This is a genomic window from Pseudomonas sp. CFBP 13727 (genome assembly GCF_014841915.1).
GTDB classification, from domain to species: Bacteria; Pseudomonadota; Gammaproteobacteria; order Pseudomonadales; family Pseudomonadaceae; genus Aquipseudomonas; species Aquipseudomonas baltica.
Genome location: NZ_JACYUT010000002.1, coordinates 426641 through 453491, shown reverse-complemented (window position 1 = coordinate 453491; position 26851 = coordinate 426641). Strand labels below are relative to the sequence as shown.

Sequence of the window (26851 nt, the reverse complement as noted above, 5' to 3'; positions counted from 1 at the left end):
CACTTTGACCAGGAAGCCGCCTGATGAGCCAACCCTTCGATGTCGCCGACATGGCGACGACCTACGCGACCAAGTCCCCGCAGGACATTCTCAAGCTCGCCTTCGCCAACTTCGGCGACGACCTCTGGATTTCCTTCAGTGGTGCCGAAGACGTGGTGCTGGTGGACATGGCCTGGAAACTGAACAAGAACGTCAAGGTGTTCAGCCTGGACACCGGCCGCCTGCACCCGGAAACCTATCGCTTCATCGAGCGGGTACGCGATCACTACCAGATCACCATTGAACTGGTCTCGCCGGACAACGCGCTGCTGGACCCTTTCGTCAAGCAAAAGGGACTGTTCAGCTTTTATCGCGATGGTCATGGCGAGTGCTGTGGTATCCGCAAGATCGAGCCGCTGCGGCGCAAGCTGTCCACCGTCAGCGCCTGGGCCACCGGCCAGCGGCGCGATCAGAGCCCAGGCACCCGTAGCCAGGTAGCGGCGGTGGAAGTGGACGGCGCGTTTTCGACGGCCGAGCGCACGCTGTACAAGTTCAACCCCTTGGCGCAGATGAGCAGCGAAGAGGTGTGGGGCTACATCCGCATGCTCGAACTGCCCTTCAATAGCCTGCACGAGCGCGGCTTCATCAGTATCGGCTGCGAGCCCTGCACGCGGCCGGTGCTGCCCAACCAACACGAGCGCGAGGGGCGCTGGTGGTGGGAGGAAGCCACGCAAAAGGAATGCGGGCTGCACGCGGGCAATCTGATCGCCAAGACCTGAGCCACGGGACGCCGCTTGGGCATGGCATGCCTGGGAACGGCGGCGCAATCAATGCTCGGGCAACTCGACACCTTCGAACAAGGCTTCCAGTTCCTGCTTGTTGTGGCACTGGATGGCCTTGGCCATGACCTCGCGGGTGAGGTGCGGCGCGAACTTCTCGATGAAGTCGCACATGAAGCCGCGCAGAAAGGTGCCACGGCGGAAGCCGATGCGGGTCACGCTGGATTCGAACAGGTGATCGGCGTCGAGCACCACCAGGTCGTTGTCGAGCTTGGTATCGACCGCCATCTTGGCCACGATGCCCACACCCAGGCCCAGTCGAACATAGGTCTTGATGACGTCGGCATCGGCGGCGGTGAACACCACCTTCGGCGCCAGGCCACGCCGCGAGAACGCTTCGTCGAGCTTGGAGCGACCGGTGAAACCGAACACGTAGGTGACGATCGGGTACTCGGCCAGTGCCTCGAGCGTCAGCTTCGGCACCTTGGTCAGCGGATGCCCCTGAGGCACCGCAATGCAGCGGTTCCAGCGGTAGCACGGCATCATGATCAGGTCGCCGAACGAGTCCAGCCCTTCGGTGGCAATGGCGAAGTCGACGGTACCGTCGGCGGCCATTTCGGCAATCTGCATCGGCGAGCCCTGATGCATGTGCAGGGCCACATCCGGGTACTGCTTGATGAAACTGCTGATCACCGTCGGCAATGCATAACGGGCCTGGGTGTGGGTGGTGGCGATGGAGAGCGTGCCCTTCTTCTCGTTGGAGAACTCCTGGGCGATCTGCTTGATGCTTTCCACCTTGCGCAGGATCTCGCCGGCGGTGGTGATGATGCGTTCACCAGCCGGGGTGACGCGGGTCAGGTGTTTGCCACTGCGTGCGAAGACTTCAACACCTAATTCGTCTTCCAGCAGGCGGATCTGCTTGCTGATACCTGGCTGCGAGGTATACAGGCTTTGCGCCGTGGCGGAGACGTTGAGGTCATGATGCGCTACCTCCCAGATGTAGCGCAGTTGCTGAAGCTTCATATGAATCCCTCACACAGGAAAAACCGCCAGTCGTCGGCGACGGGTTATAACTATATTAAAGGTTGTAACAATAAATCTAGAACTTTTTATTAAATTTGTAGGAAAAATAACCAACCCAGACTCATCCTCTGGGTCGGCTGCGGTGCTCGGTCAGGGGCACCATGTAGACCGGCACCGGGGACAGCTGCAGCACGCGGGCCGCAGTGCGTCCCAGGGGAACGTCAACAGTGGCACCGTGGCTGTGACTGCCGAATACCAGCAAGTCCACCGCCAGTCGCTGCGCCTGGTCAAGGATGACCTCGGCTGGATCCCCTTGCCTCACGCGCACGGCGCGGATCAAGGCCAGGCCTGGCTCGTCGTCGCCCAGGTCGCTGCGCAGGCTCTGCAGGACCTTCTCCTCGATCCCGGCCATGACGGTATTGAGCCCTTGATTGTGCAGGCGGTCGAGCGTGGACTCGTCCAGGTAACTTTGCAGCACCGATTCGGCGATCAGGCCCATCGGCTCCACGGCATGGATGACATACAGCTGCGCGTTGAAACTGCGCGCCAGGGCTACGGCGTGCTGCATGACGAACGGGGCATATACCCCCAGGTCAGTGGCGTACAGCATGGAGCGGATCATGCGACCTCCGAAGTAGCCAATGCGACAGGCATACTTGAGCGTAGCAGTGCCGCCCGCCGTGCACCGGTCGTCGGCGCATGGCAATGGCACAAATCCGTTGTCTGCATGCGCTCTAACGCGCTAAGGTTCGACTCCCCCGCCGCTCATAATCATGCTGTGCCTCGCCGTGCGGGGTTCGCTGGCGGCCGGCACCCGTGACCTGACGAGTAACACGATGGCTGACCTACCGATCGACGACCTAAACGTCGCTTCCAACGAAACCCTCATCACCCCTGCGCAGCTGAAGCGGGAAATCCCGCTCAGTGCCGCCGCGCACACCACCGTGGCCGCTGGCCGTGAAGTGGTGCGCGATATTCTCGATGGGCGTGACCATCGCCTGTTCGTGGTCATCGGCCCGTGCTCGATCCACGACATCGATGCAGCGCACGAATATGCGCGCCGGCTCAAGGCGCTGGCCGCCGAAGTCTCGGACACCCTGTACCTGGTCATGCGCGTGTACTTCGAAAAGCCGCGCACCACGGTTGGCTGGAAAGGCCTGATCAACGATCCGTACCTGGACGACTCGTTCAAGATCCAGGACGGTCTGCACATCGGTCGGAAACTGCTGCTGGATCTGGCCGAAATGGGCCTGCCTACCGCGACCGAGGCGTTGGACCCGATTTCGCCGCAGTACCTGCAGGACCTGATCAGCTGGTCGGCCATCGGCGCGCGCACCACCGAATCGCAAACCCACCGTGAAATGGCTTCGGGCCTGTCCTCGGCCGTGGGCTTCAAGAACGGTACCGACGGCGGCCTGACCGTGGCCATCAACGCGTTGCAGTCGGTGTCCAGTGCGCATCGGTTTCTGGGCATCAACCAGGAAGGTGGCGTATCCATCGTCACCACCAAGGGCAATGCCTACGGCCACGTGGTGCTGCGCGGCGGCAACGGCAAGCCCAACTACGACTCGGTCAGCGTGGCGGTGTGCGAGCAGGCGCTGGAAAAAGCAGGCATCAAGGCCAACATCATGGTCGACTGCAGCCACGCCAACTCCAACAAGGACCCGGCACTGCAACCGCTGGTGATGGAGAACGTGGCCAATCAGATCCTGGAAGGCAACCAGTCGATCATCGGCCTGATGGTGGAAAGCCATTTGAATTGGGGCAGTCAGTCGATTCCCAAGGACTTGGGCGACCTGCAGTACGGCGTATCGGTCACCGATGCGTGCATCGACTGGGCCAGCACTGAAAAGACACTGCGCAGCATGCACGCCAAACTCAAGGATGTGTTGCCCAAGCGGAGCCGCTGAAGCCAAGGGCCGGGTCCATAGCTTCCACTGACCCGGCCTTGCGGCATGCAGACGCAGCCTGGCTTTCTACAGCTTGGCCGCACGGCGCTGGTGGCGTTCCATGTAGCGCTCGACATAGGAGCACGACGGGATCACCGTGTAGCCATGACTCTCGGCGTAGTCCAGAGCCTGCTCGGTAAGTGCCGCAGCGATGCCCCGACCGCGCAAGGCGTTGGGTACGAAGGTGCGGTAGATGTCCAGGGTCTGCTTGCCCAGGTCCATGTAGGTGAGGTACGCACGGTGGCCGTCGATATTGATTTCGAACTGGTGACCGGCCTGGTCGTGGTGGATCGAAAGCGCCTCGCTCATCGCGTTTCCTCGCGGGTCTTGGATTTAGACCTCTACCTTACCGCTCTTTGTACAACGAAGAAACAGTTGCGCAGGCCTGTGCTGATTTTGTCATCAAACGCAATCGTGATGCCTGCAACGGCAGCAAACAACATCAGCGTGCAGGCGAGTTGATTGTCTTCGCCGCAACTCATTTTCGACTTCCCGGCCATCCCTCAACTGCGTGCGGCCGAAGACATTTAAACCCTGCCTTAGTTCATGCATCAAGCAATTACGCGATGCACTTGCGCACGCCCCCGGATTGCGCCCAACCAGCGCTAGACCGTGGTTTGCGGGTTACGTTCCGCCCCTCGGGGCATGGGTGGATTTTTTTTCATCTCTTGCGCTGCGTCCGTTTACTTACTACAAGTAATGAGTAGTATGTACGGCGGCTAGTTTCTCATTCATGAGAAATGGCTACTTAAAAGAATGTCCTTCGAAGGGGAACACAATGAACAATGCTCTGAAATTCTCTGCACTGGCCCTGGCCGCCGTTCTGGCTACCGGTTGCAGCAGCGCAACCAAAGAAACCGAAGCTCGCCTGACCGCTACCGAAGACGCCGCTGCGCGCTCGCAAGCCCGTGCCGACGAAGCCTACCGCAAGGCTGACGAAGCGCTGACCGCCGCTCAGAAAGCCCAGCAGACTGCCGACGAAGCCAACGAGCGCGCTCTGCGCATGCTCGACAAGGCCAGCCGCAAGTAACAGCCTTTTCCGAGGCTGTAAAAAAACCGACCCACTGGGTCGGTTTTTTTATGGGCGCAGCAACAGCCGACTAGGGGGCGGGCGGGCTGCCAGGCGCGCTGCTGATCATCGGGACACCCGCCCCGGCAATTTCGACCGGCAGGCCGTCTTCGGCGGCGACCACATCACGGACCACGTCCCAGTTCATCTTGATGTCCGGGGCGAAGTCGCGACGGTTGAGCAACGCATTGATGACGGCGGTGTGCCTGTCCAGGGTCACCGGATCACCCTTGTCGGTCAGTTGCGCGTGGGCTTCCAGGTACACCTTGCCGCCGCTCATGCCGAACTTGTAGGACTCGTTCATGATGCGCACGCCAGTTCCAACCGGCACCATGCTGGCCAGCTCCAGCACGTTGTCGTTGTACATGCGGAAGCAGCCATGACTGGTGCGCATGCCGATGCCGAACTGCTTGTTCGAGCCGTGAATCAGGTAGCCCGGCAGGCCGAGGGTGAATTTGAAAGGCCCCAGCGGGTTGTCCGGGCCGGCAGGCACCACATTGGGCAGCGGATCACCGTCTGCAGCATGCTCGGCCTTGATCGAGGCCGGCGGCGTCCAGGTCGGATTCGGGGTCTTGGCGATGATCTTGGTGTGCGCGATGGGCGAGCCCCACCCTTCCCGGCCAATCCCCAGCGGATAGGTACGCACGACGTCCTCGCCCTTGGGGTAATAGTAGAGGCGGTACTCGGCCAGGTTGATGACGATGCCCTCGCGCGGACCCGGCGGCAAAATGAAGCGAGTCGGCAGGACAATCTGTGTACCGGCACCCGGCAGCCAGGGGTCGACGCCAGGATTGGCAGCGACCATTTCCAGATAGCCGAGGTCATTGGCCGTCGCGATGTCGGCGAAGGTGTCCTCGTACCTGGCGGTGATGGTCTGCACCTGGCCGATGATGTCTTCACCCGCAGGTGGCAACGGGAATTCCAGCGCCATGGCCGGCGTCGCTGCGAATGCGGCGGCCAGCAACAGGCTGCGGGTGAGGACGGAAAGGCTCGGCGGCATCCAGGAAATCCTTGGTCGAACTGAACGGGACAATGCCCCGATTGTACGCGCAGTTGCCGGGCGCGTGTAGACGGGGGCCGTCAGGACGCCGATCAGGGGATCGACTGCAGCTCGGGCCATACCGGTCGTGTGCCCTTGCGCTGGGCGAACAGGATGGCCCGGCACAGTTTGCACAGCCGTTGGTCACGAAAGATCAGCTTGTGCACTTCCAGCCAGCGCGGCTGGGCCGGGAGCAAGGTTCCACACAGGGTGCGGTCCACCGAACCGCCCAGTTCCAGCTGACGCGCAGCCAGGTGCACGCGACTTTCCTGGCAGGCGAACAGGTCCAGCTGATCGTCGGGCTCGATCAATTGATAGGCAAACAGGGACCAGGCGGGACGCGGCATCGGGGGCTCCAAACAGGGGGCGCCACATTAGCCGAAAGCCCGCGCGCAGAAAAGCGTCAAAGCAAGGGTTTGAGCGTCGGCCAGACGTTTTCCAGCAGTTTGCCCTGGGCGCCAGCCGTGGGATGCACGCCGTCGGCCTGCATCAGTGTCGGCACCCCGCCGACCCCTTCGAGCAGAAATGGCACCAGGGCCACTTTTTTCTCTTCTGCCAGCGTGTGATAGACCTGGGCGAACGACTGGGTGTAACGCGCGCCGTAGTTGGGCGGCAACTGCATGCCCAGCAACAGGACCTCGGCGCCGGCCTTGCGGGAGACCTCGATCATCGACGCAAGATTCTGTTGCAATTGCGTTACGGGCATCCCGCGCAGGCCATCGTTGCCACCCAGCTCGAGCACGACCAGGTCCGGCTTGTGCGCTGCAAGCAGCGCGGGCAGCCGCGCCGAGCCATTGGCCGAGGTGTCGCCAGTGATCGAAGCGTTGACCACCTTGTCGCTGAAACCCTGCTGTTCCAGGCGCTGCTCGAGCAGCGCGACCCAGCCGGCACGGGTATCCAGGCCGAAAGCCGCGCTGATACTATCGCCAACGATCAGTACCGTACCTGCCGCTGCACTCTGGGCGGCCAACATCAGGCCCAGGCCAGCACTCATCAACCACATTCGCATCGGGACTCTCCATGGGCGCAAGCATTCTTACAGCGCGGAACCTTAGCAAAGTGGTCACCAGCGCGGAAGGTGAACTGACCATTCTGCACGAACTCTCGCTGGAATTGGCCAAAGGCGACAGCCTGGCCATCGTCGGCGCATCGGGTTCGGGCAAGTCTACCCTGCTCGGCCTGCTGGCCGGCCTCGACCTGCCCAGTGCTGGTAGCGTGACCCTGGCCGGCCAGGACCTGGGCACCCTCGACGAAGACCAGCGCGCGCGGGTACGAGCCGAACACGTCGGTTTCGTGTTTCAGTCGTTCCAACTGCTCGACAGCCTCAATGCCCTGGAGAACGTGATGCTGCCGCTGGAGCTCGACGGCCGCAAGGATGCCCGAGAACATGCGCGCACGTTGCTCGAACGGGTCGGCCTGGGCCAGCGTCTGACCCACTCGCCCCGCCAGCTCTCGGGCGGCGAACAACAGCGTGTCGCCATCGCCCGCGCATTCGCGGCCGAACCGGACGTGCTGTTCGCCGACGAGCCCACCGGCAATCTTGACAGCCATACCGGCGAGCGCATCAGCGACCTGCTGTTCGAGCTCAACAAGGAACGCGGTACCACCTTGGTGCTGGTAACCCACGACGAACGCCTGGCGCATCGCTGCCACCGCCTGATCCGCCTCGATGCCGGGCGCCTCGTCGCGCCCCTGGAGCCCTGATGGCCGGCCTGCCGATGTTGCGACTGGTGGCCCTTGCCGCCCGTCAGCTGTTGCGTGATGCGCGTTCCGGCGAGCTGCGCGTGCTGTTCTTCGCCTTGCTGGTGGCGGTTGCTGCCAGTACCGCAATTGGCTACTTCGGAGCACGCCTCAACGGCGCGATGCAGTTGCGCGCCACCGAGTTTCTCGGCGCAGACCTGATCCTGCAGGGCAGCAGCCCGGCGCGTCAGGAGCAGATCGATGCAGGCATCAACGCTGGCCTGGATCATGCGCGGGTGGTGGAATTCGCCAGCGTGATTGCCGCCGACAGTGGTATCCAGCTGTCCAGCGTCAAGGCGGTCGATGAGGCTTACCCCTTGCGCGGCGAGCTCAAGAGCGCAGCGCAGCCGTATGGCGAGGAAACCGCCGGGGACGGGCCCAAGCCCGGCGAGGCGTGGGCCGAGTCACGGCTGCTGGCCGCGCTGAACCTGAAAGTGGGCGATACCCTGGATGTAGGCAGCAAGACCTTGCGCCTGGCACGGGTGCTGACTTACGAGCCGGACCGTGCCGGCAATTTCTACAGCCTCACGCCCCGGGTGATGATCAACCTGCAGGACCTGGCTGCGACCAATGTAGTGCAACCGGGCAGCCGGGTGACCTACCGTGAACTGTGGCGCGGCGCTCCCGAACGGTTGGCCGGTTATCAGAAGCAGCTGGAGCCGGGACTCGAACCCAACCAGCGCCTGCGTGATGCCAGGGACAGCAACCAGCAGATCGGCGGCGCCCTGGGCAAGGCCGAGCGCTACCTGAACATGGCGAGCCTGGTGGCAGTGCTGTTGGCCGGCGTGGCAGTGGCCATGTCGGCCAGCCGCTTCGCCGCGCGACGTTTCGATGCCAGCGCCCTGCTGCGCTGCCTCGGCCTTTCGCGGCGCGAGGTGATGCTGATGTTCTGCGTGCAGCTGGCCCTGCTGGGGCTGCTGGCGTGCCTGAGCGGCGCGCTGATCGGCTGGCTGGCGCAGCTGGTGCTGTTCCAGATGCTGCACGGACTGCTGCCAGCCGTGGTACCGGCCGGAGGGCTGTTTCCTGCGCTGGCCGGCATCGGCACCGGGCTGGTGGCGCTGGCCGGTTTCGCCCTGCCGCCCCTGGCGGCCTTGGGCGCGGTGCCGCCCTTGCGCGTGCTGCGTCGTGATTTGCTGCCAGTGCCGCCAAGCACCTGGCTGGTGTATGGCACCGCGCTGCTGGCGCTGGGCTTGATCATGTGGCGGTTGAGCCTGGACCTGGTGCTGACGTTCGCCCTGCTCGCCGGCGGCCTGTTGGCGGCGCTGATCCTGGGTGGCCTGTTGTTGCTGGCTTTGAAAAGCCTGCGCCGCTTGCTGGCGCGTTCACCCCTGCCATGGCGCCTGGGGCTCGGGCAACTGCTGCGCCATCCCCTGGCGGCTGCCGGGCAGGCGTTGGCCTTCGGCCTGATCCTGCTGGCAATGACACTGATCGCACTGCTGCGCGGCGAGCTGCTGGACAACTGGCAGAACCAGCTACCCGAGGACGCGCCGAACTATTTCGCCCTGAACATCCTGCCGGACGAGCGCGATGCCTTTGCCGGCCACCTGCAGCAGGCCGGCGCCCGCTCGGCGCCGCTGTACCCGGTCATGCCGGGGCGTCTGGTCGACATCAACGATGCACCAGTGCAGGAGCTGGTCGAAAAAGACTCGCGCGGTGAACGCGCGGTGCAGCGGGACCTGAGCCTGACCTGGTCCGAGCACCTGCCCAACGGCAATCGGATAACCGCCGGGCAATGGTGGAATGCGGCCCAGCGCTCTGACGTACCTGGCGTGTCGGTCGAAGAAGGGGTGGCGCAGAGTCTGCATCTCAAGCTTGGCGACCGTCTGACGTTCAATATCGGCGGCTCCAACCGCGATGCCGTGGTCACCAGCCTGCGCACGGTGGACTGGAACAACTTCCAGCCCAACTTCTTCATGATCTTCCAGCCCGGCACGTTCGACGACCTACCGACCACCTACCTGACCAGCTTCTATATTGCGCCTGGTCATGATTCACAGGTGGTCGAACTGTCCAGGGCATTCCCGGCGGCCACCATTCTGGGGGTCGAGGCGCTGCTGGAACAGCTGCGCAGCATCCTCGCCCAGGTCACCCTGGCGGTGGAGTACGTGCTGCTGTTCGTGCTGGCAGCGGGCATGGCGGTGTTGTTTTCCGGGCTGCAGGCCACGCTGGACGAACGCATCCGCCAAGGCGCGCTGCTCCGTGCGCTGGGTGCCGAGCGCAAACTGCTGGTCAAGGCGCGGCGCATCGAGTTCGGACTGCTGGGCGCCGCCAGTGGTGTGCTGGCAGCACTGGGAAGCGAGTTGATCAGCTTCGTGCTGTATCGCTACGCCTTCGACCTGGTCTGGACGCCGCACCCCTGGCTGCTCTGCTTGCCACTGATCGGCGCGCTGCTGGTGGGTGGCGCCGGGGTGTTCGGCACCCGTCGAGCCCTCAACGCAAGCCCGTTGCAGGTGCTCAGGGAAGGCTGAAACGCCACGGGCGATTCAGCGCAGCGTGATGAGCCCCTGCCGGGCGATGCGCACGGCATGGGCAATCACTTCGTGGGCGTCGCGGGCCGACGGTGCCTGGATCACGGCCAGCTCGAAGCTGTTGTCGGGCAGGCTCTTCAAGGCGCTGTGCTGGTCGATGAAACGCGCCACGAACGCACCGGGCTTGCCACGGCGACGCGGCCAGCCATCGAGGCTGCGCAGCAGGTTCGGCTGATGCTGGCCAACCAGCAGGATACGGGGATTGCGCAGGGACGGGCTCGCCGGGATCGGCGCAAGGCAAACGATGGGACGGGGACAGTTCATGATGGTGTTCTCAGCCTCGACCGCTTCATGTGGGAGAGCTGGGCAGCGGTGGGAGGCATCACCGAACCAGCGCTTTAGCGGTATTTCGAGGGCTCGTGAAAACCCCCAGGCGCCCCGCAAGTAGCTGTCTAAATCGGCGCATGAGCGGTAATCCTAGTGAACGGGCAGGCACGAGTCAACCGCCTGACTCGCAGGGCTTGCGACGGATGCGCACCGGATTCAGGCAGGCTTGTAGGAAATCTGGTTTACGTACCAGAGCGCTTCGCCATCGGGGATCTGCACGACAATGTCGTCGCCCTCCTGCTTCTTCAGCAGGGCACGGGCCATGGGTGAGTCGATGGAGATATAGTCATTGCGGCCATAGATCTCGTCATAGCCAACGATGCGGAATGTCTTGCGCGCGCCTTCATCGTTCTCGATCTCGACCCAGGCACCGAAGAATACCCGCCCTTCCTGTTCGGACGAATAATCGACGACCTTGACGTCTTCCAGGCGCTTGCGCAGGTAGCGCACCCGGCGATCGATCTCGCGCAGCAGTTTCTTGTTGTACTGGTAGTCGGCGTTCTCACTGCGATCGCCCAGCGATGCTGCCCAGGCGACCTTCTGCGTAATCTCCGGACGATAGACGCGCCACAGATGATCGAGTTCGGCCCTCAATGCCTCGTGCCCTTCACGGGTAATGATGTTCGTTGCCAACACGGTCTCCAGCCAGGCTCAAAGCCGTAGCCTACAGCAAACGCCCTGCCCTGCCAGTACGCCGGGCGTTCAGCGAGCAGACGCCAGCTTGCGGGCGCCGGGCTCCAGTGAGTCGCGTTCGCGGGCGAATGCCAGGTAGTACTTGTTCACACTGTTGACATAGCTCACCGAGGCCATGCCCATCTGCTCCATGGCGATGCGTTCGGTCTGGAAAAACCATTGATCGGGGTTGAGGCCGCGGCGGCGGGCCTCCTTGCGCATTGCCTGCACCCGTTCAGGGCCCATGTTGTAGGCGGCCAGGGTGAAGGCCATGCGTTCACGTTCGTTGAGTTTGTTGCTGGAAAAGAACTTGCGGCGAATCATCGCCAGATATTTGGCCCCGGCCTGCACGTTGTTGTCGAGGTTCTGGATGTTGCCCACGCCCACCCGCCGCGCCGCCGAGGGGGTGATCTGCAGCAGGCCGGTCGCGCCGCCACCACCGCGGGCGGCCGGATCGAGCTTGGATTCCTTGAAGGCCAGCGCCGCGAGGTTGAGCCAGTCCATGTGCTGCTCGCGGGCGTGCCGCTGGAGCACCGGGCGCAGCTTTTCGAGGCGCTGGCGGTCGCTGCGGGCCAATGGATAGTGAACCTTGTACAAGCCGCGGTAGACCTTGACGAAGGCGGCATCCTGGTCGCTCGGCGCCTTGTAAGAGGCCAGGAAGCGATCGACGCTGGCGCCCAGCTGCGGTGCGTCGCGGCGCACGTACCAGCTGACCGAGCCCGGTGCGCTGAGCACCACGCGACGGTCTACCCGCAGTCGCGGCATGACCTTGGCCCAACGCTCGGCGATAGGCAGTTCCACTACGGTCAACGGGTAGATCCCGGCTTGAACCATCTCCAGTACGTCTTCTGCGGCCAGGCTTGGGTCGACCCATTCGATGTCGATGGGCGCCAGCTTGCGCAACGCCAGTTTCTGGTTCAAACGTTCGATTGCAGCGCCTGCGGCGCTGCCGTTGGACAGGGCCAGGGTCTTGCCGGCCAATTGTTCGACCCGTACGTAACGCCGTCCGCCTTTGCCGCCCACCAGCACGAAAGGCACATTGGCGACCACCGCATCGCTGGCCGCGACCTTGCTGGAAGGGTGCAGCTCCATCAACTCGCCCGGCGCGACCAGGTCGCCTTCGCCGCGCTGCAGGGCGCCGAGCAGTTGCTCCTTGGCGCGCGGGATGATCTTGAGCTGCAGCGCCTGGCCTTTGCCGGCGTGAGCATTGAGATAACCTTGAAAAGCCTGCAGGCGGTGGTATTCGACGCCAATGGCCTGACCGCGAACCTGACCAGAGCTGTTGCGGCTCTGGTTGACCAGCACGCGCAATACCTTGCTCGACTGGATCTGCGCCAGGTCGCGGACCTTGGCCGGGTGCGCCGCCAGGGGAGGCCCCGCCGGACGAGCGGCGGCAGCCGAGGGCAGCCCGAGGGCCAGACAGAGCATGACAATCAGTGATCTAAGGCCCATGGTTCCCCGGCAATGTCCTGAGCAGCCCCTCACGGACCGCCACAACCTTCTGAAGTTCTTGGCTTTCTTGCCAATCGCCAAGCTCTGGTATGCTTTTCGCCTCCTGCTTCGAGGTAGCACCATGCAACTCATCGATATCGGCGTCAACCTTACCAACGACAGCTTCGCGCAGAAGCACGAGGCGGTTCTGCAGAGGGCCTACGAGGCCGGCGTCTGTCAGTTGGTGCTCACCGGGACCAGCGTCGAAGGCAGCGAACAGGCGCTGCAACTGTGCCAGCAGTGGGATGAGTCGAGCGAGCGGCTGTTCAGCACTGCGGGCATTCATCCACACAGCGCCAGCGAGTGGAACGGCGACAGCGCCGCACGCCTGCGCGACCTGCTGCGCGTGCCGCGGGTGAAGGCCGTAGGCGAATGCGGCCTGGATTTCAATCGAGATTTCTCGCCGCGCCCACAGCAGGAAAAGGTGCTGCAGGAGCATCTGGCCCTGGCCGTGGAGCTGCAGCTGCCGGTATTTCTCCACGAACGCGACGCCCACCAGCGCCTGCTGGACATTCTCAAGGACTACCGCGACCACCTGCCTGCCGCCGTGGTGCACTGCTTTACCGGCGAGCGGCAGGCGCTGTTCGGCTATCTGGACCTGGACCTGCACATCGGTATCACCGGCTGGATCTGCGACGAGCGTCGCGGCACCCACCTGCACCCGCTGGTGAGCAGCATTCCCGCCGCGCGGTTGATGCTCGAGAGCGATGCCCCGTACCTGCTGCCGCGCACCTTGCGCCCCAAACCCAAGAGTGGCCGCAACGAGCCGGCCTTCCTCAGTGAAGTGCTGCGCGAAGTGGCCCTGCATCGCGGTGAAAGCATGGCCGAACTGGCGCTGAGCACGACGGCCTGCGCGCGGGCGTTTTTCGCCCTGCCCGAAATCCCCGGCGCCGCCGCTGGCCTCTATGGCGCCGATAGCGAAGCTTGATTCGCGGCCAATGCGAGGGCTGACTATTATCGTTCTCAACTGATCCGGACCAGGATAGAGCTGAACAATTCGCCGGTGGCAGGACTCTACAGGTCATGCCATCCAGAAATGGCTCAAGCGACATCGTCTTGTTGATCCAGGTCCCGTTGCACCGCGCCCAGGGAGCATTGAGCCATGAACGACACCACCGCATTGAAGATCGTCAACGACCCGAACAACGGCCTGCGTGTGTCGCGCGCCATTGCCCTGCCATTGCTGGCTCTTTCAGCCTTGATGCTGGTCGATGCCGCCGCCTGTGCCAGCATTGGCGAAGCGGCCATCGGTGTCATTGGCCTGGTCGCAGCGTTCGCCCTGGGCCGCGGCCAGCGTGAACCCAGCCAGGCCGAGCTCAGCCAAAAACTGTCACCGTCTGCCGGCTGATAGCCAGCAGCTCCCCCTCGGGGTTCCACATGGCCGCAGAGGTGTGCCCATAGCCATCGCGGGCATGCTCGATCAGGGCCTGATAGCGGCACCAGTCGCCGCTGCGCATTGCAGGCATCGGTTGAATGAACTCGATAGTCCAGGTCAGGCTGCTGCCGGGCGCAGGCTTGCTCAGATAGGGCAGCAATGCAGGCGGCCAGGCGTCGCCCAATACCAGTAACAACGCTTCGGTGATCGGCTCATCGCGATCATGCTCACGCAGCTGCATCCATCCGCCGATACCAGCGACCGGCGTATTGCTGAAGGGCAGCGCGCCGATTCCCCAGCGCATGTCCAGATGGCGAATGTACTCCGGCGTCACCCCAGGCAGGTACGGCAACGCCGTGGATTGCTCCAGCGTTTTCATGGCCGGCACCGGCACTGCGCTGAGGGTGATCGCCGATTCGCGTGGTAGGCCGAAGCTGGCCTGGACCACGGTCATTGTGCGTCCGTTCTGCACTGCCCGAGCCAGCACCGATGTGACCGCACTGCCCTCGCGCAATATTTCCACCTGTAGATCCATGGGGACTTCCAGTTCGGCTGGCCCCACGAACGTGATCGCCATCGAACGCACCGGCCGGCCAGGGACCTGCGCCGCCATGGCCTCGTGCAGCAAAGCGGCCATGAGCCCGCCGTAGCAGGCGCGACCCTGGCTCCATTCGCGAGGTACGGTAACGCTGTGGGGTGGACGTCGTGCGCTTGCCAGCAAGTCGCGAAGGTTCATGGGCCGGCCTTGGGGTGGTTGTCGATGGGCTTGATGGTAGACAGCTCGGCGTCAGCGCGCAGCTTTCATATCGGCCAATTTCCAGTTCAAGCGGTCGTCCAGGCATGCCGCGCTACGAAGTCACGCGCCCAGCCGTACGGCCCAGTTGCCGGCGCAAGCGGGTCAGCGCAGCACGCAATTGCTCGCGCGAAACCGGTCGACCGCCATAGCGCTGGGCCATGAAGGCGTAGGCGAAGGTCAGGATGGCCTCGCTTTGCGCGGGCAATTGAACGGCTGCGCGCTCGGCGAAGGCCATGGCGCCCTCGCCGGCATGGCGCACCAGGCCACGACGGCGCAACAGGCGCTCGAACGCTGCGAACTCCTTGAGTTGCGGATCGACCCGCCGGCGCCAGGGCTTGAGCAGCCAGACACTGGCCAGCAGCATGAACGACAGCCCGCCGATCGGCAGCGCCCAGCGTTGCAGGCCCTGGAACCAGCGAGCGAGAAATTCGATCTGGCGCTCGCCCTGGTACTCCAGCACCCAGCGCTGCCATCCGTAGTTGAGGTTGTCCCATTGCAGGCGCAGGTCGTTGAGCCAGGTCAGATGAGGGTAGCGCAGCGGCGAAAAGGGTGAGCCGGCAAGGAATTCCTCGTCGGCCGACAGCGCCTGCTGCAAGCCCTGCTCGACCCGCGCCGGGGCCACCGCCGCAGTGGGATCGGCCCGTTGCCAGCCCGTGCCTGCCTGCCAGTATTCGACCCAGGCATGGGCTTCGAACTGGCGCACGGTCAGGTAATTGCCCGCCGGGTTGAGTTCGCCGCCCTGGTAGCCGGCCACCACCCGTGCGGGCACCCCTGCCACACGCAAGGCATAGACCATGGCCCCGGCGTAGTGGGCGCAGAAGCCGCGCCGGCTGTCGAACATGAATTCGTCGATACTGTCGCGACCCAGTACTGGCGGATTGAGCGTGTAGTGAAAAGGCAGTTCGCGAAACTGCCGCAGCATTTCGTCCACCAGTGCCTGAGGCGTGTCGAAACGGGCACGCAGACCCTGCGCCCACTGGCGCGTGCGCGGATCGCCCTGGGCCGGCAGTTGCAGCGCGGTGCGCAGCGCCGGGGCGGCCAACTGCGGCTCGCGAATCACCTGCGGCCACGACGTCACCGCGTACATCAGTGGCTGGTCGACCGGACGGCGGCGCTGCAGGCGGCCATCGCTCAACTGGCGCACGCCGGCCAGCGCGGTACGTGCCACGTCCAGCGCAAACAACCAGGGCTTGCCGCTGGGCTGCTGGATGATCTGATAATCCAGGGACGGACCCGTTGGCTGCCAATCCGCTGCCAGTTGGGTCTGGATCCACGGCGACTGGCTCCAGGTCCGGCCGTCGTAGACATCCAGGCTCAGGGCACGCCAATAGAGGTCGCGCTTGGCCGGTATGGCGCCGTCGAAGCTGGCACGAAAGGCTACTTCGCCGGACTGGCTGAGACTGGCGACGTCGGCCGCGCTCATGCTTTCCGACAGGCCGGTCACGCCCTGGCCCGGCTTGGGCAGCGGCAGCGACCAGAGCGGTTCCAGGCGTGGGAAGAACACGAACAACAGCAGCATCAGCGGCAGTGCCTGCAACACCAGGCTGCCCGCCAGTTTCAAGGTCGCCATGGGCCGGGCAATCAGCTGGGTCTGCTGCAGACCGATCAGGGCCGCCAACAAGGCCAGCAGCGGCAATACGCTGTAGAGCGCCCAGCCCAGGCTGGCATCGAACAGATAGGCCACTGCCAGACAGAACAGGCCGAGGAAAATCACCACGCGGGCGTCGCGGGCGGTCTGCATCTCCAGCAGCTTGAGCAGGAACGCGGCCACCAGCAGCGCGGCGGTGGCCTCCAGGCCCACCCAGGTGCCGCTGGACAGATAGACGCCGGCGGCCACCGCGAGCATCAGCGCCACCTTGATCAGCCGCCCTGGATAGCGCGCACGCATGCGAAACACCTGCACCCGCCACAGCGTGCAACCCAACCACAAGCCCAGCAGCCACAACGGCACGTGCAACCACAGCGGTACCAGTACCAGCGATTGTGCCAGCAGCAGCCAGGTCAGGCTGACACGCGGAATGGCGGCGGGCGTACTCATGGCTGCTCTCCAAACAGCGCCAGCGCCCGCAGGCACGCTTCGCGATGAGCATCGCCGCTGTCGGTGTCGAGGCGATTGCCGGGCAGCTGCAAGGCGAACGGTCGCTGCTCGCGGGACAGGGCCAGTACCCAGTAGCAGAGCCGCGACAAGCGCTGTTCGACATCGCCGCCCAGGGCCACGAAGTCCAGGCACAGCTCCTGGCCGCGAAGGTCGGCGAAGTCCTTGACCAGCAGTCCTTCACCGCGCGACCAGGCCTTCCAGTGCATGCGCCGCCAGGAATCACCGGGCTGGTATGGCTTGAGGCCCTGGAAATCATCCACGCCTTGGCCGTGCAGACGCTGCGCCTGGTCTTCGATGTCGGCCGATTCGCTGTGCAGCGTTGGCACTTCGCCTTGCAGGGGCTGGGGATACACCAGCACGCGCTGGCCCAGATCGACCCAGGTCCAGGCCATCAGCACCCCCAACGGAAAGCTGGTTTCCACGCGCATGCGCGGTGCTACCAGCCAGCCGCGGCGCTCGGTAGGCAGGCTCAATTCCAGCGCCTGTACATGATCGGGGGCAACGTCGCTGCGTTGCAATTGCCGGGCATCCCAGCCAACGCCAATGGCCTGGTGCTCCTTGCCGCCGCTTTCCAGGCGCAAGCCAAAGCGTGCCTGCTCGCCGACGAACACCGAAGTGGCGCCGTTGCCACTGACGAGCAACCCACTGAGGTTGCGATAGGTGTGCAGGATGGCCACCACGAATACCGAGCCCAGCAGGAATACCAAGGCGTAGGCAAGGCTATTCTGGTAGTTGATCGCGGCAAGGAACATCAGCAGCAAGACGACGATAAAGCCCATGCCGCTGCGGCTGGGAACGATGAAGATTCGGCGCTGATCCAGCTCGATGCGCGGCGCCGCTCGCAGCCGACGCACCTGCCAGCGCCGCCAGCGCTCGCCCAGCAGACGCTTCACAGCGCAGGCACCTCCCGCAGCAGCCACTGCACCAGCGCCCCGCCACCTTGTCCGGCGGGGTCGGCGCGCTCGCGCAGGCGATGACTGGCCACCGACGGCAGCACGGCTTGCACGTCCTCGGGAATCACGTAGTCGCGGCCGATCAGCAACGCCCAGGCCTTGGCGGCAGCGAGCAGCGCCAGACTGCCACGCGGCGACAGCCCGTAGGCAAACTGGGGCTGGCTGCGGGTAGCTTCCACCAGGCGCAGCACGTAATCCACCAAAGCGTCGCTGGCGCGTACCGCACGCGCCTGGGCTTGCAGCGCGGCCAACTGCGCATGATCGAGCACCGCGTTCATGCGCGGCAGCAGATCGCGTCGCGCTTCGCCCATCAGCAGGGCTTTCTCTGCGGCCTTGGCCGGGTAGCCGAGCGAGAGGCGCATGAGAAAGCGGTCCAGCTGCGATTCGGGCAGCGCGAACGTGCCGCCCTGGGTCGTGGGGTTCTGCGTGGCGATCACGAAAAAGGGCTGAGGCAATGGCCGGGTGGCGCCTTCGATGGTGACCTGGCCTTCTTCCATCGCTTCGAGCAAGGCACTCTGGCTTTTCGGGGTGGCGCGGTTGATTTCGTCCGCCAGCACCAGTTCGGCGAAGATCGGCCCGGGGTGGAACACGAAGCGCCCGCTGTCCTTGTCGAACACCGAAGTGCCGAGGATGTCGCTGGGCAACAGATCGGAAGTGAACTGGATGCGCTGGAAACTCAGGCCCAGCACCTTGGCCAGGGTGTGGCTCAGGGTAGTCTTGCCCATGCCGGGCAGGTCCTCGATGAGCAGATGACCGTCGGCGATCAGACAGGTCATCGCCAGACGCACCTGGGTTTCCTTGCCCAGCAGGACTTCGTTGACCGCTTGCAGGCACTCATCCAGTCGACTGCGCATGGCAGACACTCCTTGTCGATACTACGTCTGCAGAACGCGCCCGGCGCCTAGCGGCGACCTTGGGCGACTACCGTGCTTCAACGTCCGGCGCGTGACTCGCGAATGTAGAACCGCGCCTTCTCGGCCTTGCTGGTGCAGCCTTCGAAGGCTTCGAACTGTTGCTGGGTCTTGGCCCCGGTGAGCAGTGACAGGGCCTTGGAATAGCTGACGGTTCCGGCCAGACCCTCGGCCTTGGCCAGATCGAGTTCATGCCAGGCACCATCGAGCTGGGTGGCGCAGCTGTCGCGGTAGGCGGTCTTGCCAGCACAACCACTCAAGGCCAGTGCCACCAGTGGCACACAGATCCAGGCTTTCATCGATGACACCTCGGGAAAAACATCAGGGTAATGCTGGGTCAGACGGTATGCCATCTAAAAAGTGCCATTGCCAGGTCCACGGTTTGTCATTGTGGGAGTGGCACGTCAGTCCGGGCTTGCCAGTCGGTAGCCTACGCCTGGCTCGGTGACGATGAAGCGCGGCGCGGCTGGGTCGTCGTCGAGCTTCTGACGCAGATGGCCGACGACGATGCGCAGGTAGTGGGTGTCGTCGACATGGGTGGGGCCCCAGATATCCTTGAGCAGCTGCTGCTGGGTGATGACGCGCCCTGGATGGCGCGCCAGTTGTGCCAGCACTGCATATTCCTTGCGGGTCAGGGCCACCGGCGCGTCGTTGAGGATGACTCGGCGCAACGCCAGGTCGACCTGCAGAGGCCCCAATTGCAAGGCAGACTCCAAGGTTTCGCTGCCGCTGGACTGACGCAACAGCGCACGGACTCTGGCGAGGAACTCCTGAATGCCGAAGGGCTTGGTCACGTAGTCGTTGGCGCCACCGTCCAGGGCCTGGACCTTCTGCGCCTCGCTGGCGCGGACCGAGAGCACCAGAACCGGCACGGTACTCCACTGGCGCAGCTGCTCGAGCACCTGCTGGCCGTCCATGTCCGGCAGACCGAGGTCCAGCACCACCAGGTCGGGGCGCATCAGGGCGGCCTGGCTCAGGCCCTCGGCGCCGGTGCCCGCTTCGATCACCTTGTAGCCCTGTGATGCCAGGCTGATGCGCAGGAACTTGCGAATCTGCGGCTCGTCGTCGATGACCAGAAGCGTGTTGGCCAGGGCGTTGCTGGCCCCAGAGGTGCTGGAAAGGTTCATGCTCAGGTGTCCGGGTCTGCGCCCGGTTGAGCGCGCAGTGGCAAGCATAAGGCGATGCAGGTGCCTTGGCCATCGATGCCGCTGGTCACTTCGACACGACCGCCATGGGCGCCAACCATGCCCTGACAGATCGCCAGGCCCAGCCCCGTGCCCTGCCCGCCCCGATCACCCCGAGCAGCGGTGTAGAACATGTCGAATATCTTCGCCCGCTCGGCTTCGGGAATGCCGGGGCCCTCGTCGCTGACCGCCAGCACCAGGCTGTCGTCGCGCACGCTGGCCGACACCTGCAGGCGCCCGCCGAGCGGCGAGAACCGAGCGGCATTCTCCAGCACATTGACCAAGGCCTGCTCGATCAGCGCCGCATGCACATGCAGCAGGGGCAGTTGCGCAGGCACCTGCACCTGCACCTGCAACGGCGCCAGGGGTGCGCGCAGCCGAGCCACGGCGCTGGCGACGATATCGCCGGCTGCCACCCAGTCCCGAGCCAGCTTGAGGGCGCCGTGGCCCAGGCGCGTCATGTCCAGCAGGTTCTGGATGTAGCGGTCCAGGCGCTCGGCTTCGTCACGGGTGACTTCGAGCAAGGCCTGGCGATCGTCCGGCGCCAGCGCCGTGCCCAGGGCCAGCAGGCTGTCGATACTGCCGCGCATGGCCGTCAACGGTGTACGCAGGTCGTGGGACACCGAGGCCAGCAAGGCACTGCGCAACTGTTCGGTTTCGCCGTGCAGGCGCGCCGCTTCCAGATCCTGGGCCAGGTTGGCCCGCGCCAGGGCCTGGGCCACCGGCTGCACCAGGGCCTCGAGCAAGCGTCGGCCATGGCCGTCGAGCCGCCCAGGCTGTCGTTCGCTCACCGCCAGAAGCGCCAGCACCTGCCCTTCCAAGGTCAGCGGCAACCACCACCAGCGCCCGGCGGGCAACGTCGCCGTGCCCAGCCCAGCCGGCTGGGCATGGTTGCCGGCCCACTGCGCGGCGGCCAGTTCGGTGGTCGAGAACTGCGCTGTGCTGCTGTGGGCCACCTTCCAGCCCTGCTCGCCGCGCTCGAGTAGACAGATGTCCAGCCCAGGCCAACCGTGCAAGTGCTGCGCGGCCGCGCTGAACACCGCCTGGCGGTCGGTCGCCGCCGCCAGCAGCCGGGACAGTTCCAGCAGTTGCGCGGTGTGTGCCTGGGTTTCGCGCAGGGCACTGAGCTGCTGACGCTGGCGGGCCGCCAGATTGCCCGTGAGCGCCGCCATCAACAGAAAGAACAGCAGGGTCAAGACGTCTTCCTGACGCTGGATGCTCAGGGAGAAGTTGGGCGGAATGAACAGAAAGTCGTACGCCAGGAACGACAGCGCCGCGCAGCTCAGCGCCGGCCCCGGGCTGCTGCGTACCGCCACCAGCAGCACTGCGGCGAGAAATACCAGAGAGATATTGGGCAGGTCCAGCACCTGCGCCACCGCCCAGGCCAGCCCGCTGGCCAGCAGCGTGGCGGTCAGCGCCAAGGCATATTCGCGCCAGCGTCCAACGGGCCGCGCACGGCGGGGTTGCGGCGCATGTTCTTGAGTGCGCGCCAGTACGTTGATCTCGATGCCGCTGGGCTGGCGCAGCAAGCGCTCGGCCAGGCCCGCGCCGAAGCGGCGTCGACGCGACTGGCCGACCAGCACCAGATTGGCGCGACGGTCGGCGGCATGCTGCAGCAAGGTCCTGGCCACTTCCGCATCGCGCAGCTCCACCACCTCGCCGCCCAGGCGTTCGGCCATCTGCTGGGCCAGCTGCAGGCGCTGGCGCGCCGCTTCGTCGAGCAGCGCGCCGTTGTCCACATGGACCACCGACCAGGGCAGATGGCGGCGACGCGCGACGCGGCTGGCGTGGCGCACCAGGCGCTCGGCCTGCTCGTCGCCGGCAATGCCCACCAGCAGCCGTCCCCGGACGCTGGGTGCCTGCTGGCCGAGGCTGCGATACCCTTCGTGCAGATCGTCGTCGACCTGGGCCGCCGCAGTCTGCATGGCCAGCTCGCGCAGGGCGCTGAGGTTGGTCTGGGTGAAGAACGCGTCGATGGCCGCCCGCGCCTGCTCGGGCACGTATACCTTGCCCTCGCGCAGGCGTTCGAGCAGCTCGCGCGGCGGCAGGTCGATCAGCAGCAGATCGTCGGCTTCCTGCACCACCCAGTCGGGCAGGGTTTCGCGCACCTGCACGCCGGTGATCGTCTGGACCTGGTCGTTCAGGCTTTCCAGGTGTTGCACGTTGACCGTGGTGTAGACGTCGATACCGGCGGCGAGCAGCTCCTGCACGTCCTGCCAGCGCTTGGCGTGGCGGCTGCCGGGGGCATTGCTGTGCGCCAGTTCGTCGACCAGCACCAGGGCCGGGCGGGCAGCGAGCACCGCGTCCAGGTCCATTTCCTCCAGCATCACGTCGCGGTACTGGCAACGCAGCAGCGCCTGCTGAGGCAGGCCGACCAGCAGCGCTTCGGTTTCTGCACGACCGTGGGTCTGTACCACCGCGGCCAGTACGGTGATGCCCTGACGCTGACGGGCATGGGCGGCCTGCAGCATGGCGTAGGTCTTGCCGACGCCGGGGGCGGCCCCCAGGAACACTTTCAAACGCCCACGCCCAGCGCTGGGCAAGGCGGCCAGCAAGGCATCGGCGCGGCCGGAATCACTCATGGCGCAGGCTCGTCATCATCGGGACTGCGACGGTAGCCGATCCAGCGCCTGGTTCAAAGCCAGTACGTTGACCACGGCCGGCCCGATGAGGGGAGATTCGGTATGTGCCTGCACCAGCGCGCGCAGGGTCGACTCGGCCAGGCCGCGCTCGCGCGCCACCCGTGGCACCTGGTAGTTCACCGCCGCCGGTGGCAGATGAGGGTCCAGGCCACTGGCCGAGGTGGTCAACAGCGCCAGGGGGATCGGGCCCTGCTGCGCATCGAACTGTTCATCGGCCTGCGCCAGCACACGGCTTCGCAGTGCAGGGTTGCTCGGCGCCAGGTTGCTCGCACCGCTGGCCAGTGTGGCGTAGTCCGCCGCCGAAGGCCGTGAATGAAACCAGTGCTCGCCGGTGAAGGCTTGCGCGAGCAAGGTCGAGCCACGCACCTCGCCCTGCGCATCGCGCACCAGGCTGCCGTTGGCCTGGGTAGAGAATGCCAACTGGCCTACCGCCCACACCAGCAGTGGATAGGCCCCGCCGGTGAGCAGGGTCATCAGCAGAATCAGGCTCAAGGCCGGACGCAACAAACTGTTCATCTTTCAAGCTCCAGGGTCAGACCAGATGCAATGCAGTGAGGACGAGGTCAATCGCCTTGATGCCGATGAAGGGCACCACCAGGCCACCCAGGCCATAGATCAGCACGTTGCGCCGCAACAACTGCGCAGCGCTGTTGGCCTGCACCCGCACACCGCGCAGGGCCAGGGGAATCAACACGATGATGATCAGGGCGTTGAAGACGATGGCCGAAAGGATCGCGCTTTGCGGGCTGGCCAGGTTCATCACGTTGAGCACGCCCAGGGACGGATACACCGCGGCAAAGAGTGCCGGCAGGATGGCGAAATACTTGGCGACGTCGTTGGCGATGGAAAAGGTGGTCAGCGCGCCGCGGGTGACCAGCAGTTCCTTGCCGATGCGCACGATGTCCAGCAACTTGGTCGGGTCGCTGTCCAGGTCGACCATGTTGGCCGCCTCGCGTGCAGCCTGGGTACCGTCATTCATTGCCACGCCGACGTCGGCCTGGGCCAGCGCCGGTGCGTCGTTGGCGCCATCGCCACACATCGCCACCAGCCGCCCATCGGCCTGTTCCTGGCGAATGCGCGCCAGCTTCTTCTGCGGCGTGGCCTCGGCCAGCACATCGTCGACGCCGGCTTCGGCGGCGATGGCCGCCGCGGTGAGCGGGTTGTCGCCGGTCACCATGACGGTGCGGATGCCCAGCTTGCGCAATTGCTCGAAGCGCTCGCGAATGCCCGGCTTGACCACATCCTTCAAGTGGATCGCCCCCAGCAATTGCTTGTCTCGGCACACCAGCAGCGGCGTGCCGCCACTTTGCGCGATGCGCTCGATATGGTCGGCCAGTGCGGCCGGAAGCTGCGCCCTGGACTGGCCGATGTAGGCCAGCAGCGAGTCGACTGCGCCCTTGCGGTAGCACTGCTGGTCGAGGTCGACGCCGGACAGGCGCGTCTGCGCGCTGAACGGCACCGACTGCCAGCGCTCGGCGGGCGGCTCGTCGACGCTGAACAACGGACGGATGAACTCGACCACCGAACGCCCTTCCGCCGTTTCATCGCCCAGCGAAGCCAACAGCGCACCTTCGGCCATCTGCGCATCGCTGACGCCGGGGGCGGCGTACAAAGCGCTGCACCGGCGGTTGCCGAAGGTGATGGTGCCGGTCTTGTCGAGCAGCAGCACATGGACGTCGCCGGCCGCTTCCACCGCGCGCCCGGACTTGGCCACGACGTTGAGCCTCACTAGGCGGTCCATGCCGGCGATGCCGATGGCCGACAGCAGGCCGGCGATGGTGGTCGGAATCAGCGTCACCAGCAGCGCCAGGAGGAACACCAGGGGCAAGCTGTGCCCGGAGAAGCGGGCGAAGGGCTGCAGGGTCACCACCACCAGCAGGAAGACCATGGTCAGGCCGATGAGCAGGATGTCCAGCGCCACTTCGTTGGGGGTCTTCTGGCGCTTCGCACCTTCCACCAGCGCAATCATCCGGTCCAGGGTCGATTCGCCGGGGTCGGTGCTGATCTCGATCAGCAGCCAGTCGGACACCACCAGGGTGTTGCCGGTGACCGCCGAGCGATCGCCGCCCGACTCGCGGATCACCGGCGCCGATTCGCCCGTGATGGCGGCCTCGTTGACCGCAGCGATGCCCTCGCGCACCTCGCCGTCGCCGGGAATCATCTGCCCGGCTTCGACGCGCACCACATCGCCCTTGCGCAGCACAGTGGCGGCGACGTTTTCGAAACTGCCGTCGGCGCACTGTCGGCGTGCCTGCAAGCCCTGGCTGCCCGCTTTCAGGCTGTCGGCGCGCGCCCTGCCGCGGCCCTCGGCCAAGGCTTCGGCAAAATTGGCAAACAGCAGGGTAAACCACAGCCACACGGCGATCTGTACGGCGACCGCGGCCGGCACCGCTGGGTCAGGCAGCAGGCACAGGCCGGTGGTCAATACAGCGCACAACTCCACCACCAACAGCACGGGGCTGCGCAGCAGTCGCCGCGGGTCGAGCTTGACGAAGGCCTGCAGCAGCGCCGGTCGCCACAAGGCACTCAGGGTGGCCCCGGCGGGCGGTGATGGTTGCTTGGCAGCGGCAACGGTCGATCGGTTCATTGTCCAGGCCTCAGAAATGCAGGTTCAAGTGCTCGGCGATCGGCCCCAGGGCCAGCACCGGCAGGAAAGTCAGGCCGCCCACTATCAGCAGGGTCACGGTCAGCAGGGTGATGAACAGCAGGCCATGGGTGGCGAAGCTGTCGGCGCTGGGCGCACTGGCGTTCTTGCTGGCCAGCGCCCCGGCCAGGGCAAGTACCGGCAGAATGTAGCCGAAGCGCCCGATCAGCATGCCCAGGCCCAGCATCAGGTTGTGAAAGGCGGTGTTGGCGGACAGGCCGGCGAAGGCCGAACCGTTGTTGGCGCTGGCCGAGGTGTAGGCATACAGCAACTGCGTGAAGCCATGGGGCCCCGGGTTGCTCACGGCGCTCGCCGGCCCCGGCAGGCTGACGGCGATGGCGCTGAGCACCAGCACGCCGACCGGCATCACCAGCAGGCTCGCCACCAGCCAGCGGACCTCGCGTGCCTGCAGCTTCTTGCCCAGGTACTCGGGGGTTCGACCGATCATCAGTCCGGCCAGGAACACGGTCAGCAGCACGTTGAGCAGCATGCCGTAGAGACCGGCGCCAACCCCGCCGAAAATCACCTCGCCGAGCATCATGTTGACCAGAGCGACCATCCCGGAGAGCGGGTTGAGGCTGTCGTGCATGGCGTTGACCGAACCGTTCGAGGCGGCCGTGGTGGTCACCGACCAGAGCACACTGGCGGTGGTGCCGAAGCGGCTTTCCTTGCCTTCCAGCGGAGCGGCCTGCTCGACCATGGCGCTGGCCAGCAGCGGGTTGGGTTGCTGCTCGGCATACAGCGACAAGCCGATGCCCAGCAGTAACAGGGTCAGCATGCAGGCCAGAATCGCCCGGCTCTGGCGCAGGTCCTTGACGTAATGACCGAAGGTGAAAACCAGGGCGGCCGGGATGGTCAGAATGGCTGCCAATTCGAACAGATTGCTCCACGCCGTGGGATTCTCGAACGGATGCGCCGAGTTGACCCCGAAGAATCCGCCGCCGTTGGTACCCAACTGCTTGATGGCGATCTGGCTTGCAGCCGGGCCGAGCGGGATGGTCTGCGCGTTGCCTTGCAGGGTCAGCGCGTCCACGTACGGGGCGAACGTCTGCGGCACGCCCTGCCATAGAAGGAACACGGCCAGCAGCAGCGCCAGCGGCAGCAGGCCATACAATGTGGCGCGGGTCACATCGACCCAGAAGTTGCCAAGAGTACTGGCCGAGCGCCGGCTGATGCCGCGACACAGCGCTACCAGCACGGCCAGGCCGGTTGCGGCGCTGAGGAAATTCTGCACACCCAGCCCGGCCATCTGGCTGAGGTAGCTGAGCGAGGTTTCGCCGCTGTAGGCCTGCCAATTGGTGTTGGCCATGAAGCTGACGGCGGTGTTGAACGCCAGGGTCCACTCCTGGCCAGGCAGGTGCTGGGGATTGAGCGGCAGGTAGCCTTGCAGCATGAGCAGGGCGAACAACACGCCGAACCCGGCCAGATTGAAGGCGAGCAGAGCCAGGGCGTAGCGCTGCCAACTCTGCTGCTGTTGCGGGTCGATACCGGCGAACCGGTAGCAAAGCCTTTCCACTGGCTGCAGCGGTACGCTGAGCCAGGTGCGCTGGCCTTCCATGACTTTGTAGTAGAAACGTCCGAGCCAGGGCGCGGGCAGCAACACCAGGGCGAGGAAGGCCGCTATCAGTGCGAAATCGTGACTGTGCATGACC

At 65.0% G+C, this 26851-nt stretch carries 26 protein-coding genes; 7 read left to right on the top strand and 19 right to left on the bottom strand.

The genetic code is table 11. From position 1 onward, the window contains the following. Positions 1 to 23: 23 nt before the first annotated feature. Positions 24 to 758, top strand: coding sequence for a phosphoadenylyl-sulfate reductase (locus IFT76_RS09580; RefSeq protein ID WP_192058109.1), 735 nt, complete (start codon positions 24 to 26; stop codon positions 756 to 758). Positions 759 to 806: 48 nt separating this feature from the next. Here the strand turns inward: IFT76_RS09580 and cysB are convergent, their stop codons facing one another. After that, positions 807 to 1781, bottom strand: a complete 975-nt coding sequence (cysB, locus tag IFT76_RS09575) for an HTH-type transcriptional regulator CysB (RefSeq protein WP_043185743.1) — start codon at positions 1779 to 1781, stop codon at positions 807 to 809. Positions 1782 to 1902: 121 nt separating this feature from the next. Next, a complete protein-coding gene (locus tag IFT76_RS09570) occupies positions 1903 to 2403 on the bottom strand; it encodes a universal stress protein (RefSeq protein ID WP_122476081.1) in 501 nt (166 codons plus the stop codon). Positions 2404 to 2617: 214 nt separating this feature from the next. Here IFT76_RS09570 and IFT76_RS09565 point away from each other — a divergent pair, with 214 nt between their 5' ends. After that, complete coding sequence (locus tag IFT76_RS09565; RefSeq protein WP_122476765.1) at positions 2618 to 3691, top strand: 3-deoxy-7-phosphoheptulonate synthase; 1074 nt, start codon at positions 2618 to 2620, stop codon at positions 3689 to 3691. A gap of 66 nt (positions 3692 to 3757) precedes the next feature. On the opposite strand, the gene IFT76_RS09560 is transcribed toward IFT76_RS09565, so the two are convergent. After that, positions 3758 to 4039: a GNAT family N-acetyltransferase gene (locus IFT76_RS09560; RefSeq protein ID WP_122476082.1), complete on the bottom strand. Its 282-nt coding sequence runs from the start codon at positions 4037 to 4039 to the stop codon at positions 3758 to 3760. A 469-nt stretch (positions 4040 to 4508) separates the two neighbouring features. Here IFT76_RS09560 and IFT76_RS09555 point away from each other — a divergent pair, with 469 nt between their 5' ends. Next, on the top strand, positions 4509 to 4760 hold the full coding sequence (locus tag IFT76_RS09555) for an Lpp/OprI family alanine-zipper lipoprotein (protein WP_122476084.1): 252 nt from the start codon (positions 4509 to 4511) through the stop codon (positions 4758 to 4760). A gap of 70 nt (positions 4761 to 4830) precedes the next feature. Here the strand turns inward: IFT76_RS09555 and IFT76_RS09550 are convergent, their stop codons facing one another. From IFT76_RS09550 to IFT76_RS09540, 3 genes are all read right to left on the bottom strand, one after another. Continuing rightward, on the bottom strand, positions 4831 to 5799 hold the full coding sequence (locus tag IFT76_RS09550) for a L,D-transpeptidase family protein (protein ID WP_192058107.1): 969 nt from the start codon (positions 5797 to 5799) through the stop codon (positions 4831 to 4833). 92 nt (positions 5800 to 5891) lie between these two features. Beyond that, entirely contained in the window at positions 5892 to 6185 is a 294-nt protein-coding gene (locus IFT76_RS09545; RefSeq protein WP_122476088.1) for a hypothetical protein, read from the bottom strand. Between the two features lie 56 nt (positions 6186 to 6241). After that, the gene (locus IFT76_RS09540) at positions 6242 to 6847 is read right to left on the bottom strand and encodes an arylesterase (protein ID WP_122476089.1); all 606 of its coding nucleotides are present in this window, start codon (positions 6845 to 6847) and stop codon (positions 6242 to 6244) included. An 11-nt stretch (positions 6848 to 6858) separates the two neighbouring features. Between IFT76_RS09540 and IFT76_RS09535 the strand changes: the two genes are divergently transcribed. Both IFT76_RS09535 and IFT76_RS09530 read left to right on the top strand, forming a co-directional pair. Further along, complete coding sequence (locus tag IFT76_RS09535; RefSeq protein ID WP_192053139.1) at positions 6859 to 7542, top strand: ABC transporter ATP-binding protein; 684 nt, start codon at positions 6859 to 6861, stop codon at positions 7540 to 7542. Next, a complete protein-coding gene (locus tag IFT76_RS09530) occupies positions 7542 to 10046 on the top strand; it encodes an ABC transporter permease (RefSeq protein WP_192058104.1) in 2505 nt (834 codons plus the stop codon). Before IFT76_RS09535 ends, IFT76_RS09530 begins: the two co-directional genes overlap by 1 nt. A gap of 15 nt (positions 10047 to 10061) precedes the next feature. Here IFT76_RS09530 and IFT76_RS09525 read toward each other — a convergent pair whose 3' ends face one another. From IFT76_RS09525 to IFT76_RS09515, 3 genes are all read right to left on the bottom strand, one after another. Beyond that, positions 10062 to 10370, bottom strand: a complete 309-nt coding sequence (locus IFT76_RS09525) for a class I SAM-dependent methyltransferase (RefSeq protein WP_122713797.1) — start codon at positions 10368 to 10370, stop codon at positions 10062 to 10064. Between the two features lie 219 nt (positions 10371 to 10589). After that, positions 10590 to 11066 (bottom strand): transcription elongation factor GreB, encoded by a 477-nt coding sequence (gene greB / locus IFT76_RS09520; protein ID WP_192058102.1) that lies wholly within the window; start codon positions 11064 to 11066, stop codon positions 10590 to 10592. A 69-nt stretch (positions 11067 to 11135) separates the two neighbouring features. Beyond that, positions 11136 to 12557, bottom strand: coding sequence for a transglycosylase SLT domain-containing protein (locus tag IFT76_RS09515; protein WP_122476097.1), 1422 nt, complete (start codon positions 12555 to 12557; stop codon positions 11136 to 11138). Between the two features lie 121 nt (positions 12558 to 12678). On the opposite strand from IFT76_RS09515, the gene IFT76_RS09510 reads away from it, so the two are divergent. Both IFT76_RS09510 and IFT76_RS09505 read left to right on the top strand, forming a co-directional pair. Then, complete coding sequence (locus IFT76_RS09510) at positions 12679 to 13524, top strand: TatD family hydrolase (RefSeq protein WP_192058100.1); 846 nt, start codon at positions 12679 to 12681, stop codon at positions 13522 to 13524. Between the two features lie 174 nt (positions 13525 to 13698). Beyond that, a complete protein-coding gene (locus IFT76_RS09505; RefSeq protein WP_122476099.1) occupies positions 13699 to 13944 on the top strand; it encodes a hypothetical protein in 246 nt (81 codons plus the stop codon). Here the strand turns inward: IFT76_RS09505 and IFT76_RS09500 are convergent. From IFT76_RS09500 to kdpA, 10 genes are all read right to left on the bottom strand, one after another. Then, positions 13913 to 14707 carry an acyl-CoA thioesterase gene (locus IFT76_RS09500; RefSeq protein WP_185794447.1) on the bottom strand — a complete coding sequence of 265 codons (795 nt, stop codon included), beginning with the start codon at positions 14705 to 14707 and terminating at the stop codon, positions 13913 to 13915. The two genes, IFT76_RS09505 and IFT76_RS09500, sit on opposite strands and share 32 nt — an antisense overlap. A 112-nt stretch (positions 14708 to 14819) precedes the next feature. After that, entirely contained in the window at positions 14820 to 16805 is a 1986-nt protein-coding gene (locus IFT76_RS09495; protein ID WP_192058098.1) for a transglutaminase TgpA family protein, read from the bottom strand. Next, the gene (locus IFT76_RS09490; protein ID WP_446731097.1) at positions 16802 to 17785 is read right to left on the bottom strand and encodes a DUF58 domain-containing protein; all 984 of its coding nucleotides are present in this window, start codon (positions 17783 to 17785) and stop codon (positions 16802 to 16804) included. The genes IFT76_RS09495 and IFT76_RS09490 overlap by 4 nt, the downstream gene beginning before the upstream one ends. After that, positions 17755 to 18672, bottom strand: coding sequence for an AAA family ATPase (locus tag IFT76_RS09485; RefSeq protein ID WP_122476106.1), 918 nt, complete (start codon positions 18670 to 18672; stop codon positions 17755 to 17757). Before IFT76_RS09485 ends, IFT76_RS09490 begins: the two co-directional genes overlap by 31 nt. A gap of 77 nt (positions 18673 to 18749) precedes the next feature. Further along, a complete protein-coding gene (locus tag IFT76_RS09480; RefSeq protein ID WP_122476107.1) occupies positions 18750 to 19028 on the bottom strand; it encodes a hypothetical protein in 279 nt (92 codons plus the stop codon). A 105-nt stretch (positions 19029 to 19133) separates the two neighbouring features. Next, complete coding sequence (locus IFT76_RS09475) at positions 19134 to 19856, bottom strand: response regulator (RefSeq protein ID WP_185794445.1); 723 nt, start codon at positions 19854 to 19856, stop codon at positions 19134 to 19136. Between the two features lie 2 nt (positions 19857 to 19858). Next, positions 19859 to 22495, bottom strand: a complete 2637-nt coding sequence (locus IFT76_RS09470; protein WP_192058096.1) for a sensor histidine kinase — start codon at positions 22493 to 22495, stop codon at positions 19859 to 19861. Between the two features lie 15 nt (positions 22496 to 22510). Further along, the gene (gene kdpC / locus IFT76_RS09465; RefSeq protein WP_192058094.1) at positions 22511 to 23071 is read right to left on the bottom strand and encodes a potassium-transporting ATPase subunit KdpC; all 561 of its coding nucleotides are present in this window, start codon (positions 23069 to 23071) and stop codon (positions 22511 to 22513) included. Positions 23072 to 23087: 16 nt separating this feature from the next. Continuing rightward, positions 23088 to 25142 (bottom strand): potassium-transporting ATPase subunit KdpB, encoded by a 2055-nt coding sequence (gene kdpB / locus IFT76_RS09460; RefSeq protein WP_192058092.1) that lies wholly within the window; start codon positions 25140 to 25142, stop codon positions 23088 to 23090. 10 nt (positions 25143 to 25152) lie between these two features. Beyond that, positions 25153 to 26847, bottom strand: a complete 1695-nt coding sequence (gene kdpA, locus IFT76_RS09455) for a potassium-transporting ATPase subunit KdpA (protein ID WP_122476115.1) — start codon at positions 26845 to 26847, stop codon at positions 25153 to 25155. Positions 26848 to 26851: the final 4 nt, after the last annotated feature.

Coding starts and splice junctions, on each gene's coding strand:
- IFT76_RS09580 (WP_192058109.1), top strand. CDS start 24: ATGAGCCAACCCTTCGATGTCGCCGACATGGCGACGACCTACGCGACC.
- cysB (WP_043185743.1), bottom strand. CDS start 1,781: ATGAAGCTTCAGCAACTGCGCTACATCTGGGAGGTAGCGCATCATGAC.
- IFT76_RS09570 (WP_122476081.1), bottom strand. CDS start 2,403: ATGATCCGCTCCATGCTGTACGCCACTGACCTGGGGGTATATGCCCCG.
- IFT76_RS09565 (WP_122476765.1), top strand. CDS start 2,618: ATGGCTGACCTACCGATCGACGACCTAAACGTCGCTTCCAACGAAACC.
- IFT76_RS09560 (WP_122476082.1), bottom strand. CDS start 4,039: ATGAGCGAGGCGCTTTCGATCCACCACGACCAGGCCGGTCACCAGTTC.
- IFT76_RS09555 (WP_122476084.1), top strand. CDS start 4,509: ATGAACAATGCTCTGAAATTCTCTGCACTGGCCCTGGCCGCCGTTCTG.
- IFT76_RS09550 (WP_192058107.1), bottom strand. CDS start 5,799: ATGCCGCCGAGCCTTTCCGTCCTCACCCGCAGCCTGTTGCTGGCCGCC.
- IFT76_RS09545 (WP_122476088.1), bottom strand. CDS start 6,185: ATGCCGCGTCCCGCCTGGTCCCTGTTTGCCTATCAATTGATCGAGCCC.
- IFT76_RS09540 (WP_122476089.1), bottom strand. CDS start 6,847: ATGCGAATGTGGTTGATGAGTGCTGGCCTGGGCCTGATGTTGGCCGCC.
- IFT76_RS09535 (WP_192053139.1), top strand. CDS start 6,859: ATGGGCGCAAGCATTCTTACAGCGCGGAACCTTAGCAAAGTGGTCACC.
- IFT76_RS09530 (WP_192058104.1), top strand. CDS start 7,542: ATGGCCGGCCTGCCGATGTTGCGACTGGTGGCCCTTGCCGCCCGTCAG.
- IFT76_RS09525 (WP_122713797.1), bottom strand. CDS start 10,370: ATGAACTGTCCCCGTCCCATCGTTTGCCTTGCGCCGATCCCGGCGAGC.
- IFT76_RS09515 (WP_122476097.1), bottom strand. CDS start 12,557: ATGGGCCTTAGATCACTGATTGTCATGCTCTGTCTGGCCCTCGGGCTG.
- IFT76_RS09510 (WP_192058100.1), top strand. CDS start 12,679: ATGCAACTCATCGATATCGGCGTCAACCTTACCAACGACAGCTTCGCG.
- IFT76_RS09505 (WP_122476099.1), top strand. CDS start 13,699: ATGAACGACACCACCGCATTGAAGATCGTCAACGACCCGAACAACGGC.
- IFT76_RS09500 (WP_185794447.1), bottom strand. CDS start 14,707: ATGAACCTTCGCGACTTGCTGGCAAGCGCACGACGTCCACCCCACAGC.
- IFT76_RS09495 (WP_192058098.1), bottom strand. CDS start 16,805: ATGAGTACGCCCGCCGCCATTCCGCGTGTCAGCCTGACCTGGCTGCTG.
- IFT76_RS09485 (WP_122476106.1), bottom strand. CDS start 18,672: ATGCGCAGTCGACTGGATGAGTGCCTGCAAGCGGTCAACGAAGTCCTG.
- IFT76_RS09480 (WP_122476107.1), bottom strand. CDS start 19,028: ATGAAAGCCTGGATCTGTGTGCCACTGGTGGCACTGGCCTTGAGTGGT.
- IFT76_RS09475 (WP_185794445.1), bottom strand. CDS start 19,856: ATGAACCTTTCCAGCACCTCTGGGGCCAGCAACGCCCTGGCCAACACG.
- IFT76_RS09470 (WP_192058096.1), bottom strand. CDS start 22,495: ATGAGTGATTCCGGCCGCGCCGATGCCTTGCTGGCCGCCTTGCCCAGC.
- kdpC (WP_192058094.1), bottom strand. CDS start 23,071: ATGAACAGTTTGTTGCGTCCGGCCTTGAGCCTGATTCTGCTGATGACC.
- kdpB (WP_192058092.1), bottom strand. CDS start 25,142: ATGAACCGATCGACCGTTGCCGCTGCCAAGCAACCATCACCGCCCGCC.
- kdpA (WP_122476115.1), bottom strand. CDS start 26,847: ATGCACAGTCACGATTTCGCACTGATAGCGGCCTTCCTCGCCCTGGTG.